Origin of the sequence: Rohdeia mirabilis, from assembly GCA_007750655.1 — a bacterium.
Taxonomy (GTDB): Bacteria; Planctomycetota; UBA1135; order UBA1135.
Genome location: CP036290.1, coordinates 970,384 through 983,120, shown reverse-complemented (window position 1 = coordinate 983,120; position 12,737 = coordinate 970,384). Strand labels below are relative to the sequence as shown.

Below are 12,737 nucleotides of genomic sequence, written 5' to 3'. Positions count from 1 at the left end.
CGTCACTTCCCCTCGAAACGGGCCGGACGCTTCTCGACGAAGGCGGCGAGTCCTTCCTTCGCGTCGTCGCTGGCGAACAGACGAGCCTGGAGCTCGCGTTCCAGGGCGAGTCCGGCTTCGAGCGGCAGCTCCCACCCGGTCTGCACCGCACGCTTGATCAGGCCGACGCTCGTGGACGAGTGACCGGGTCGCAGGAACGCGCCGATCCGATCGAGCACGGCGTCCAGGAACGAGGCGTCGTCGTCCGCGGCGATGACTTCGTCGACCAGGCCGAGCTCCTGGGCGCGCGCGTAGCCGACCAGCTCGCCGCTGGCCATCATCGCGATCGAACGCGACTTGCCGACGATGCGCGACAGGCGCTGGGTACCGCCCGTGCCGGGCAGCACGCCGAGCGCGACCTCGGGCAGGCCGCACTTGCCGGAGTCGGCACGGGCCCAGCGCAGGTCGGCAGCCATCGCCACTTCGAGTCCACCGCCGACGCAGTGTCCACCGAGCGCCGCGACGACGAGCTTGGGCGTGTGCTCGAGGCGCAGCAGCGTCTCGTTGGCGTGCAGGCAGAAGGCGTACTTGAAGTCCGGATCGAGCCGATCGAGCATTCCGATGTCGGCGCCGGCGCAGAAGAACTTCTCGCTCGCGCCGGCCAACACGATCACCTCGACGGCGGTGTCCATCCGAGCGCGGAGCACGGCCTCGTCGAGGTCGCGCATCATCTCGTACGAATAGCCGTTCGCCGGCGGGTTCGTGAGCGTCAGCAGGCACACGCCGGCGCCGCTGCGCCAGGTGACCCGCCCGTGGGCGAAGGACTCGGGTTCACTGAGGTCGGCGAGGGTGGGCATGGGCGTCGAACGGGGCTGGAGAGGACTTCCGGCCGAGTGTTCTAGCAGATGCCACCATTGAAGCGGAGGACGAGAGGGGCGCGCATCGAACCGCCCCGGGCCCCTGGCCGTGCGGCGCGGTCCGCCGGATCGTCGCGCCGAATTCGCAGTCGAGATCGCGGTCGAAGTCGCGGTCGAAGTCGCGGTCGAGATCGCGGCGGACGCCGCCGCCGAGGGGGCACCGAACGCTGGGCCCGCACGGTGTGTCCGAGTGCTCGGCCGGCTCGGCCGGCTCGTCGCCGCGACGCCCACTCCGTCGAACCGCCGAGCGGGGCCGACGCGAGCCGCTCGCCCGCTGCGCCGCCGAGAACCTGACGCGAGTGCCGCGGTCCGTCCGTTTCGCGGACGTCCGGCGCCGGTCGCGCGCGGCCTACCGGTACGGGTCGTCGCGCTGTTCGAGGAAGTCCCGCACGTACTGGCGGACTCCCTCCTCGAGCGACGTGGCGGGATGCACGAAACCGGCCGCCGCCGCGCGCGCCATCGTCGCTTCGGTGAAGTACTGGTACTTGTCGCGGATCTCGATCGGCGTGTCGACGAAGTCGATCTGCGGCTCGCGACCGAGCGCGGAGAACACCGCGTGTGCGAGATCCTTGAAACTGCGCGCCTTCCCCGAGCCGCAGTTGAAGAGGCCATTGACCTTCGGCGAGTCGAGCAACCACAGCATCATCGCCACGCAGTCCCCCACCCAGACGAAGTCGCGCGACTGTCCGCCGTCGGTGTAGTCGGGGTGGTGCGAGCGGAACAGGACGGCGCGCTCGCCGGCCGCGAGGCGCGCGTGCGTCTTCGCGACGACGCTCATCATCGAGCCCTTGTGCCCCTCGTTCGGCCCGTAGACGTTGAAGAACTTGAGGCCGGCCCACTGGGGCGGGGTCGCGCCGCCCTGCTGGACGATCCGGGCCACGCGCCGGTCGAACGCGTGCTTGCTCCAGCCGTAGGCGTTGAGCGGACGCAGCGTCGCGAGCGCGTCGCAGCTGCCGTCGTCCTCGAACCCCTGCGAGCCGTCGCCGTAGGTGGCCGCGGACGAGGCGTAGATGAACCGCACGCCGCGCGCCGTACACCAGTCCCACAGTCCGAGCGACAGCCGCAGGTTCGAGCTCACGATCAGGTCCACGTCGGTCTCGGTCGTGGCCGAGATCGCGCCCATGTGGAAGATCGCGCGGATCTGGGAGCGGTGGGCCTCGAGGAACTCGTGGAGGTCCGCTGGATCGACCGCGTTCGCGAGCTCGTGCTTCGCGAGGTTCCGCCACTTCGCGACGCCGCCCTCGTCGTGCCCGAAGCGGTCGACCACGGCGATGTCGTGCTCGCCGCGCTCGGCCAGCGCCGCGACCAGATTCGACCCGATGAAACCCGCACCACCCGTGACGACGATCATGGGGACGAGTCTAGCGAGGCGCGTCGCCGGGCTGGAACCGCGGCAGGTCGGCGAGCAGCGCGGGCGGGATGCCGATCTCGGCGATCTCGAGCTCCCCCACGAGCCGCGGCCCGTGCTGCACGAGGAGTCCGGGCTTGAGCGCCGCCAGCGTCGTCGTCCAGCGAGCCGGGCAGGCCGTGCCGAGGACCTGGCCCGTGTCCGCACAGAGCCCACTGGGAACGTCGACCGCGAACACGAGGGCGCCCGCGCGCGCGAGGTGGTCGAGCGTCCGTGCGATCGAGCCCGTGAGCGGGCGAGCGAGCCCCGTCCCGAAGAGCGCGTCCACCACGACGCCGCCGGAGCGCGCGGTGGCGTCGATGTCGGCGATCAGGGTGTCGGTCTCGGAGCTCGTGAGAACGGAACGCGCGGGCCGCCCGAGTCGCTCGGCCAGGTCCAGCTGGAGCACGAGATCGGGGCCGAAGCGCGAGCGTGGCTCGGGAGCAGCGAAGAAGCGCTCGCCCGCGTCCCAACCGATGGCGCGCAGCGTGCGTCCGATCACGAAACCGTCGCCGCCGTTGTTGCCCGGGCCGCAGAGGACCAGCGCGCGTCGGGCGCACTGCCCGCTCGCCGCCAGGCGCTCGAGCCGCTCGGCGCACGCCCGCCCGGCGCTCTCCATGAGAACCGCGCCGGGGATCCCGAAGTCTCCGATCGCGCGCGCGTCGACGGCGCGCATCTGTTCGGCCGTCGCGATCGGGTCGCCCGGGCGGGGAACACGCGAGAAGGCGTTCGTGCTGTTCACGGCGTGCACGGGCGCGCCGCTCACTCGTCGAACGAGACTTCGAGGCACGTGCCGCCCGTCGCCTCGCTGAGCGCCTCCCAGTGGCGCACGAGCCCGCCGCTCGTCTCCGTCAGCAGCACGTCGAAGGTCACGTGCCGGAACCGGTTGCGCTCGAGCAACAGCGGGACCATCAGTTCGAGGTTCCAGTGCGGTCCACCCGTGGGCGCGCCGTCGGTCATCACCACGAGCGTGTCCACGTCCGGATCGGCGAGCGCGACCTCGATCGCGTCCCACACGTTGCCCTTGCCGCGCTGCTCGTTCTCCTCGAACCACTCGAGGGCCTTGGCGACCTTCTTCGGGCTCGCCGCGACCAGTTCGTCGGCGTACGGGCCCGGTTCGGTGGCGTAGGGCACGAGGTTGAAACGCGCGGACTCCGGCAGGCCTTCGAGACAGCGCCGCACCTCCACGTCGACGAGGTCCTTGGTCTTGCGGCCGTCCGGTCGCGACTGCCACATCGAACCCGACATGTCGATCAGGATCGCGAGGCGGTCCGAGCGGATCGGAAGGCCGACGAGCTTGGTGACGGTCGACTCGTCGCCCGCGCCGTCGCCGCGCCCCTCGAGGTTGCGATCCTCGGGCGCCCAGTCCTCCGACAGCGCTTCGGCCCAGTCGCGCCAGGGGCGCGGATCGGTGCGGAACTTGAGGCCGCTGAAACGCTGGAGCGCGTTCACCGCCCGGCGCGCGACGGCGGGCACGGGCTCGGACTCGAGCACAGTCACGAGCCCACGCGCCGCTGTGCGGTTGCGCGCCGAGAAGAGCGAGTCCACCACCTGCAGGCGGACCGCCAACGCCTCGTCCCCGATCGCCGCGACGCACAGCGCCAGCGCCGCGTCGTCCGCGCTGCGCCCGAGGGCAGCCAAGGCACCGACCATGGCCGGCGTGTCCTTCGACTTGCGCAACAGGTCCTCGGCCAGCTCGCGGGAGAGCGGCGCCGCGGGCGTGACGAGCGCTTCGACCCGTTGGGCCGCGAGCAACGCCGCCGCCCGCAGTCCGCCGTCCTTCTCCTTCGACGCGAGGCGCAGGAGGGTCTCGACGAGCTCGGTCCGACCTTCGTCGTCGATGCGTCCGATCCCAGCACCGTCGGCCGCAGCCAAGCGTTCCAGGCTGAACGCCAACAGGCGCCGCGCCTCGAGATCGCGCTCCTTGAACAGCCCGACGACGGTCCTGACGTCGAGCGGCGCGTTCGCTCGCCCGAGGGCCTCGAGCACGCGCCGCCGCACGAGCGGATCCTTGTGCCCGGTGCCCAGCTTGCCGAACACGAGGTCCTCCCACAGCTCGTCGTCGGTGAGATCGGCGACGCGCAGCTGGGCCTCGTCGGCCACCTGGGCGTCGGGATCGGCGAGGCGCTCGAGCACGCGCTCCCAGGCCTTCGGCGTTCCGAGCTCGCTCAGGCGCCTGACGGCCACACGACGCTTGCGCGCGTCGTCGTCGGCCACGTCCTCGAGCAGTTCGTCGTAGGTCTTGCCGTCCTGGACCGCGGGTCCGGTGGTCTCGGACGTGCGCGGAGCGGTGGCGTTCTGGTCCTGCCCAGCGAGCGGCAGGAAGAGGAACGGTACGGCGAGGAGGGTGCGGATCATGTGCATCACGGAACGCCTCAGTCGACGCGGGCGAAGCGGGAGTCGGTCGGCAGGGCGATGCTCTTGGTGCCAGCGAACTGCTGCTCGAGCAGTTCGTTGATCAGGACGCCCGAGTCGAGCAAGTCGAGCTCGCGATCGAAGCGGAAGACGCGGTCTCCGCCGGTGGCCAGGAACGAGTTGGTCGCCATGCGGTAGGTGCGCTTCGGGTCCAGGGGCTCGCCGCCGACGCGCACCGCGACGAGCCGCAGCGGGTGCTCTTCGTCGTCGACCATGCGCACGTCCAGTTCGACGCCGCTGACCTCGATGCGGATCTCGGGGCGACTCTCGATCGCCTGCTCGAGGCAGGCCTCGAGTTCGGCGCCGGTGAGTTCGAACGAGACCACGGTGTTCCCGAACGGGCAGACCTCGAACAGCGCACGGCGCGTGACGGGTCCCTTGGCCAGGGAACTGCGGATCCCGCCGCGGTTGTGCAGCCCGACGTCGGCGCGCGCGAAGGTGCGCATGGAGTCGGCGATCCAACTCCCGAGGCCGCCGGACGCGAACGGCGTCGGAGGCACGGGGGTCTCGGACAGGCGCCCGACCTCGACCGACATCGCGGCGTCGGTGCGTTCGACGAGCCGCGCGACGCCGGCCGCGAGCTCGGCGTCCACGAACTCGGGGTCGGGATCGCGGTCCAGTTCGATCAGGCGCGACGTGCTCGACAGCACGCGCTTCGTGGCCGGGTCGATCAGAAGGTCCACGCGACCGACGACCGTGCACTTGTCACCGGCCTGGACGATGCGCGTGGGACCCACGACCACGCCGTCGCGCAGGTAGGTGTGACTGTGCCCTCCCACGACGAGCGGCAGATCCGGTCGCGCCACCGCGAGTTCGCGATCCAGGTACAGACCGTTGTGCGTCAGCGGGATCACGAGGTCGATGTCGTCGGGCAGTTCGTCGCAGACGCGCGTGAACTCGGCGATCGGGTCCCGGAAGTCGAGGCGCCGCGCCTCCACGTGCGTGATGTCGGGCGTCGACGGCGAGATCAGCCCGACGAAAGCGATGCGCAGGCCGCAGCGCTCGACGATCCGGTACGGGCGCACCCAACCGACGCGCTCGCCGCTCTCGTAGAGGTTCGCGCAGACGCTGGGCATCTCGGCCTCGAGCAACAGCGCCAACAGCGGCTCGATCCCCAGGTCGAACTCGTGGTTGCCGAGGGCCATGGCGTCGTAGTCGAGCCGCTTCAGGAGCTTCACGAACTCCCGCCCCTCGCGCACGCGGCCCTCGGGCGTGCCTTGGAACCAGTCGCCGCCGTCCACCAGCACCACGCCCTCGCCCGGGCCGTCGGCGCGTCGGCGCACGCTCTCGATGTAGGCCGCCGCCCGCTCGAGCCCGCCGACCCACACCTCGCGGTCCTCGATCCACGTGGCGCGGCGCGGCAGCGTCTGTCCGTGCACGTCGTTCGTGTGCAGGAGGATCAGGTGGATCGGCTCCTCGCTCGCGGACGCGCCGGCATCCGACGCCGCCAGCCCCTGGGTCCACAGACAGACGAGGAGGACGGCGGCGATCGACGCCAGGCGCCGAAGAGTGCCCCGGGCGTTCGTGACCGGGCGCGCTGCGCTCGGGTTCGACAGGTTCGTGATGCGGCCGCTCATGGTGGGACCAGGGTAGCCAGGACGGCGCCCAGGTCACGTGAAGGACCGCCCGAGGATCGACTCGGTGGCGGCCCTTCCAGCGGAAACTTCACCCGCCCACGACCGTCCGCCCCTCGGGGTACCCCAGGCTGACGCGCAGTTCGACGACGCGCTCGCCACCCGGCGCCAGATCGAGGGTCCAGGTCAGCACGCCGCGTTCCTCGCGCAGCTCCTTCCAACGTTCGCCGGTGGCGAGCGCGGGCGACACCCGGTCGATCTTCACGTCGATGCGATCGGTCCGCGGGCGCGGCAGAGACTCGTGGACGATCAGGCGCTTCGGCGCGCCACCGGCGACGGAGCTGTCCGTGATCTTGATGCGGTGCGTGGTGAAGCGACGCTCGGTGCTCGAAAAGACGCCGGCCGAGTCCACCTCGTTCTCGGTCTCGATGCGCTCGACGGCGATCGTCGGATCCTCGCCGAGCGGCACGTCGAACGTCGCTCCGACCTGCGCGCGCGCGAGCGGCGTGCGGCCGAGGAAGGTCGAGCCGAGGTAGATGCTCGCGTCGCCCTCGAGCAGCACCCAGGGCGTGGTGTTCGTGGCGCGCCCGCGCAGCCAGACGGTCGTGTCGATGCCGGGCAGGCAGACGCGCTCCATCTCGACGTCGAGGCGCTCGCGACCGATCAGGACGGAGCTCGGTTCGGGGCGACTCGGCACGGACTGGGCCACGGGCAGCACGTAGCGCAGATTCACGCCGTCGGCCTGGATGTCGGCCCAGCGCCCCGAAGCGGCCTTGCGTGCCTCGTTGCTCATGGTGAAGCCCGCGCGATCGCTCGGACTCCCTTCGGGCGGAGCTTCCGCCGACATCTCGACGGCGGAGTCCATCATGATCGCGCCCGACGAGCCCCACTTGTTGGACGTCGGATCGATCAGGTCGACCCACGCGATCCGCGGCTCGGGGGCGGTCAACCGGCGGCGCGGGACGGCGGTGGACAGCGCGATCGTCGCCCCGTCCCAGTCCTCGCCCGTGCGTTGGAAGATGCGCGCGCGGAAGACCAGGTCGACGCCGGCCAGATCGCTGTCGGCGCGCACGTCGTAGAACGGCTCCCAACGGGCGCCCGAAACTTGGTACTCGAGTTCGAACGGATCCGCGTCGCCGTCCGTGTCGAGCAGGTCGCACTGCACGTCGTAGACGCGCGTCGACGTCCCGTTGCGCCAGCGGCCGACGTCGGCCTGGAGTCGCTCGCGCTCGGCCTGGAGCTCGGCGATCGCGGCGCGCTGGTCGCGCGTCTCGGCCGCCAGGGACGAGACCTGCTCGCGCACCATCGCGACGGACTCCATGCGCGCGGCGGCCGAGAGTTCGAGGGCCGCGTCGCCGCGCGCCTGCTCGTCCAGGAGCGTCAGGAAGTGCTTGGACAGCATCTCGAGCAGGCCCACCTCGTCGCCGCGCCGGCGCAGTTCGGCGTCGATCGCCTCGATGCGCGCGCTGGCCTCGGCGATCGCGTCGGCCGGGACCGAACGCACGAAGCGCTCGAGGACCTCGAGCGCCACGATCTCGGACCCCGGTGCCCGCAGGCGGATGGTCGACGGGTCGAGGGACTCGGGCAGACCGCGCAGCAGCACCCGACCGTCGCCCGCGGGGACCTGGCCGGCGCGCGTCACGAGCGCGGTGTTCGGATAGACGTCGACGGACGCGACGCGGCTGTCGATCGCGGTCGGATCCTGGAGAGCGAGCGAGGCGAGCAGAGCGGAGGTGAGCAGCATGGTGGTCGAGGTTCTTGGGGCCGTTCGAGGACGGTCGAACGGTACGCCACCGCCGCCTGTTGGACGAAAGTCGCGAGCGATGCGCGCGCGACGAGTGGCTCTCGAACGCGAACGGGGCGGGTGTGCGCCGCTCGCGCACACCCGCCCCGCCCGAACGGCAGCCGTCCTTCGCCTCAGACCGAGACGTCCTGCCCCGTGTCCAAGGTGTCGAGGAACTGGTTCTTCTGGGTGTCGCCGTAGCTGTGCATCCCGCCCGACTTCTTGCCGAAGATCTGTCCGATGTTCTTCAGGCCCAGTTTGAAGTCGTCGACCATCCCGTAGCCCGAGACGACCGCGTGCTGGTACCAGAGGAACGCCAGCAAGGTCCAGTCGAACAGCGGGTTGCGCGGCAGCTTGATCAGCGCCTTCACCAGCGGCAGACCGAACGGCAGGTAGACCGCCACGTTGAAGAGCTTCTGGAGGTTGACCACCTCCTCCACGTCGTCGCGCAGCATCTGGCTGTCGGCCTGGATCGAGGGGCCGATGTCGCGGCTGAAGTCGACGCGCTCCTTCTCGAAGTCCTCGCGCCCCAGTTCGGTCGAGCGGAACGGGCGGTAGATCAACACCGTGCAGCCGTTGGGCTTGATCGCGCGGTTCGTGCGCACGGTGTTGAACATGTCGTCCAGCGTCTCCGCCGGCGAGCCCATGATGTTGTTCGTGCGGTAGGTGATCTTGTGCTTCCGCAGCAAGGTCGGGATGCCGTAGACGACCTTGTCGGTGTAGCCCTTCTTGTAGACCTTGAGGCGGACGTCCTCGGAGCCCGACTCGAGGCCGAACTGCACCGAGACGCAGCCGGCGCGCGACATGGCTTCGATGTCGTCCTCGTCCAGGTAGTTGATGTTGACGTTGCAGGCGAACGGCAGACCGACCTTCGCGGGCCACTTCTCGGCGAACTCCTGGATCCAGCCGCTCTCCATGTTGAGCGCGGCGTCGCCGAAGTTGACCATCTTGAAGTGCGGGAAGCGCGCGAGGATGTCGTTCATCTCCGCGACCAGGTAGTCGACCGACTTCGTGCGGTTGAAGCGCTCGCCCTTCTTGCCGCTGATCCACTCCTTCTTCATCAGGCCGACCGAGCAGTAGGTGCAGCTGTTCTGACAGCCGCGGCTCGCGTGGACCTGCATCACCCGCTTCTTCGCGAGGAACGGGTACTTGTAGAAGAGGTCGACGTCCGGGAACGGCAGCTCGTCGAGGTCCTGGATCACCGGACGGATCGGATTGACCCACGGCTCGCCGTCGCGCAAGAAGCCGACGTTGGGGATCAGCTCGATCGAGTTGTTCCCCTCCCACGCGTTGACCAGGTCGAGCATCGCGTACTCGGCCTCGGCCTTGATGATCGCGTCGATGATCCCCTCGTCGCGCAGGTTGCCCGGGTCGAAGGACGGGTGCGGGCCGCCCATCACGGTCTTGAGGTGCGGGAGCTCCTTCTTCCAGGCCTCGATGTGGCGGTGGGCCCAGGCCTCCTGTCCCGTCGTGGCGTAGATGCCGAGCACGTCCGGCGCGTAGTCGCGCACCGCACCGTGGAAGTCCTTCTCCTCGGACGTGATGAAGCAGTCGCACTCGTGGCCGTGCTGCTTGAGGACCGACGAGAGGACCTTGATGCCCTCGAACTCGTGGCAGGTGGTGACGATGAAGGCGACGCGTGCCAAGGGAGGCGCTCCGGGGGACGGAAGGGTGGGCCGGCAGGTGGGGTCGTCGTTCGAGATCGCGAGCGGTGTCGTCGATCTGCGGCGCGCACGGACTCCTCGGAGATCGACGTGAGCGCGGACCGCGACGTTCGCTCGATCCGTGGAGAATCGTACCCGCCGCAGGGCGCGGACGTGCGCGGTCGCGAGCCCGCTGGCAAGAGGTCGGGGCGAGCCCCAGGGTGGCGCGCGGCGAACCAGCACGGGCCCTCGGTCGGAAGTCGTTGCGCCGACCCGCCGCCCGCGACCGTGCGCGGCGCGAGGACCGATCGCGGCTATCATCGACGGCCACCATGGTCCGCACCGCACTCGTCCAGACGTATCACCCGTACACCCAGTTCACGCACGTCCACCCGCTGGGCGTGATGATGATCGCCGCGGTCGCCCGAGAGCGCGGCCACGGCGACATGCACATCCTCGACATGAAGGTCGAGGACTGGACCCCCGAGCGCTGCGTGGAGGAACTCGAACGCCTCGCGCCCGACGTCGTGGGCCTGTCGGCGATGACCTACGAGGCGGGCTGCATGCACGAGCTGGCGAAGCTCGTCCGCGAGCGCCTGCCGAAGGCCGTGGTCGTCTGCGGCGGACCGCACCCGAGCGTGGCGTCCGACGACGTCATGAAGGACGAGAACGTCCACATCGTGGTGCGCGGCGAGGGCGAGGTCACCTTCGCCGACGTGCTCGACGGTGTGGCGCTCGGTCGGACCGAGTGGTCGGGCTGCGAAGGCATCTCGTGGCGCAACGCCGAGGGCGAGGTCGTCCACGAGCCCGATCGGTCGCCCCCGCGCGACCTCGACGAACTGCCCTTCCCGGCCTGGGACCTGGTCGACCACGCGAAGTACCACAAGGTCCCGCGTGGCGGCGTGATCTACGCGCACAAGGAGTTCGCGACGATGTTCTCGTCGCGCGCCTGCCCGTGGCGCTGCACCTACTGCCACAACTCCTACGGCAAGGTGTTCCGCGAGCGCTCGGCCGAGAACGTGCTGGCCGAGATGCGGCTCCTGGTCGAGGACTACGGCGTGAAGGAGTTCGTCTTCATGGACGACATCTTCAACTTCAAGCCGGAGCGCGCGAAGACCATCGCGCGCGGCATCATCGACAACGGCTGGAAGATCAAGCTGACCTTCCCGAACGGCTTCCGCGGCGACATCCTCGACGAGGAGCTCGTGGTGCTGCTCAAGCAGGCCGGCATGTACCGCTGCATGATCGCCGTGGAGTCCGCCGTGCCGCGGATCCAGAAGGTCATGAAGAAGAACCTGAAGATCGACAAGGTGCGCCACATCGTCGACTTCACGGCCAAGCAGGGCGTCATGGTCCACGGCGCGTTCATGCTGGGCTTCCCGACCGAGACCGAGGAGGAGATGGAGGCGACGATCGACTGGGCGGCCAGTTCGTCGTTCCACACCGCCGCGTTCTTCCGCGTCATCCCGTTCAAGGGCACGGAACTGTTCAAGCAGGTCGAGAACGCGGGCTTCGAGCTGCCGAACGACTGGAGCACCTACGAGCCCTACCAGTCGCAGATCAACCTCAGCGCGGTGACCGAGGAGCAGATCTTCAAGCTGCGCAAGAAGGCCTACCGCCGCTTCTACCTGAAGCCGAAGCGCCTGTTCCGGATCTTCAGTCTGATCCCGAACAAGACGAACATGCTGCCGTTCCTGACGCTCTTGTTCGCCCGGCGCGCCTACGCCCGTTGATCGGTACGGCGTCAGGCACACATGTGCCACCTGCCGCCCTGGTCGTTGCGAATCGCAGCATCGTTGGCGGCAGGTGGCACATGTGTGCCTGACGCCGTACCGATCAACGGGCGTCGGCGCGGCAGGTGGCAGCTGCGTGCCTGACGCCGTACCGAACGGACCCCCACCCACGTGTCCTCCCCCGCCACGATCGCCGCCCACTTCGACCTGGGCGCCCCCGTCGACTCGATCCGCCCCCAGGCCGGTGGGCACATCAACAGCTCGTACGTCGTCACGACGACCGGCGGCGCTCGGCGCTTCCTGCTGCAGCGCGTCAACACCACGGTCTTCACGCGCCCCGAGGTGGTCATGGACAACCTCGTCGCCGTCACCGATCACCTCTCGGGACACTTGGCGGGCAGCACGGACCAGGAGCGGCGCGCGCTGCGGTTGGTGCGCACGCGCAATGGTGACGACTGGCTGCGCGACGCCGCCGACGGACAGCCCTGGCGTTGCTTCGAGTTCATCGAGAACAGCATCTGCCTGCTCGAACCGCGGGACGCGAACGACGCGCGCGAAGCGGCCGTCGCCTGTGGACGATTCCTCACGCACATGGCTGGCTACGACGGGCCGCGACTGGCCGAGTCGCTGCCGCGCTTCCACGACACGCCGCACCGCTTCGAGCAACTGGCGAGCGCTCTCGAACGGGCGACGGACGAACGCCGGGCCTCCGCCGCGGACGCGATCGAGTTCGCGCTCGCCCGCCGCGCCGGCGCCGGGTCGATCACCTCGGCCCTCGCCGCCGGAGTGCTGCCCGAACGCATCGCGCACAACGACGCGAAGATCTCGAACGTGCTGTTCGACGACGCGACCCGCCGCGGTCTGTGCGTCATCGACCTCGACACGGTGATGCCCACCAGCAGCCTGTTCGACTTCGGCGACCTCGTGCGCTCGATGGCTTCGGGGCGCCCGGAGGACGAGACCGACCTCGATGCGATCGACGTGGGCCGCGAAGTCTTCGTGGCGCTGGTGGACGGGTTCCTGGACGGATTCGGCGCGACGATCGAACCGCTCGAGCGGGCGCTGCTCGTCGAGGGCGCTCGCATCATGACCCTGCAGCAGGGCGTGCGCTTCCTCGCTGACCACTTGGCGGGCGACGTCTACTTCCGCGTCGAGCGCGAGGGCCAGAACCTCGACCGCGCGCGGGCCCAGCTCCGACTCGTCGAGCGCATCGAAGGACGCCGACGCGAGCTCGAAGCGATCGTCGCGGCGCGCTGAGCGCTCGTGGCTCGATGCGGTCCGTCGAGACAGCTCGGCGCGCCGTGCG

Annotated in this window: 9 protein-coding genes; 2 read left to right on the top strand and 7 right to left on the bottom strand. The window is 69.8% G+C overall.

All coding sequences use genetic code 11. From position 1 onward, the window contains the following. Window positions 1–2 precede the first annotated feature (2 nt). From Pla163_RS03605 to Pla163_RS03575, 7 genes are all read right to left on the bottom strand, one after another. Window positions 3–836 (bottom strand): enoyl-CoA hydratase/isomerase family protein, encoded by an 834-nt coding sequence (locus Pla163_RS03605; protein WP_145183699.1) that lies wholly within the window; start codon window positions 834–836, stop codon window positions 3–5. Between the two features lie 409 nt (window positions 837–1,245). Beyond that, a complete protein-coding gene (rfaD, locus tag Pla163_RS03600; RefSeq protein ID WP_145183696.1) occupies window positions 1,246–2,247 on the bottom strand; it encodes an ADP-glyceromanno-heptose 6-epimerase in 1,002 nt (333 codons plus the stop codon). A gap of 10 nt (window positions 2,248–2,257) precedes the next feature. Further along, window positions 2,258–3,025, bottom strand: a complete 768-nt coding sequence (locus Pla163_RS03595; RefSeq protein ID WP_145183693.1) for an NAD(P)H-hydrate epimerase — start codon at window positions 3,023–3,025, stop codon at window positions 2,258–2,260. 20 nt (window positions 3,026–3,045) lie between these two features. Further along, window positions 3,046–4,641: a hypothetical protein gene (locus tag Pla163_RS03590; RefSeq protein ID WP_145183690.1), complete on the bottom strand. Its 1,596-nt coding sequence runs from the start codon at window positions 4,639–4,641 to the stop codon at window positions 3,046–3,048. 17 nt (window positions 4,642–4,658) lie between these two features. Next, window positions 4,659–6,275, bottom strand: coding sequence for a bifunctional metallophosphatase/5'-nucleotidase (locus tag Pla163_RS03585; RefSeq protein WP_145183687.1), 1,617 nt, complete (start codon window positions 6,273–6,275; stop codon window positions 4,659–4,661). 88 nt (window positions 6,276–6,363) lie between these two features. Continuing rightward, a complete protein-coding gene (locus Pla163_RS03580) occupies window positions 6,364–8,016 on the bottom strand; it encodes a mucoidy inhibitor MuiA family protein (RefSeq protein ID WP_145183684.1) in 1,653 nt (550 codons plus the stop codon). A 173-nt stretch (window positions 8,017–8,189) separates the two neighbouring features. Then, the gene (locus Pla163_RS03575) at window positions 8,190–9,701 is read right to left on the bottom strand and encodes a B12-binding domain-containing radical SAM protein (RefSeq protein ID WP_419186282.1); all 1,512 of its coding nucleotides are present in this window, start codon (window positions 9,699–9,701) and stop codon (window positions 8,190–8,192) included. Between the two features lie 329 nt (window positions 9,702–10,030). Here Pla163_RS03575 and Pla163_RS03570 point away from each other — a divergent pair, with 329 nt between their 5' ends. Continuing rightward, entirely contained in the window at window positions 10,031–11,431 is a 1,401-nt protein-coding gene (locus Pla163_RS03570) for a B12-binding domain-containing radical SAM protein (RefSeq protein ID WP_145183678.1), read from the top strand. Between the two features lie 171 nt (window positions 11,432–11,602). Beyond that, window positions 11,603–12,688: a phosphotransferase enzyme family protein gene (locus Pla163_RS03565; RefSeq protein ID WP_145183675.1), complete on the top strand. Its 1,086-nt coding sequence runs from the start codon at window positions 11,603–11,605 to the stop codon at window positions 12,686–12,688. The last annotated feature ends 49 nt before the right edge of the window (window positions 12,689–12,737 follow it).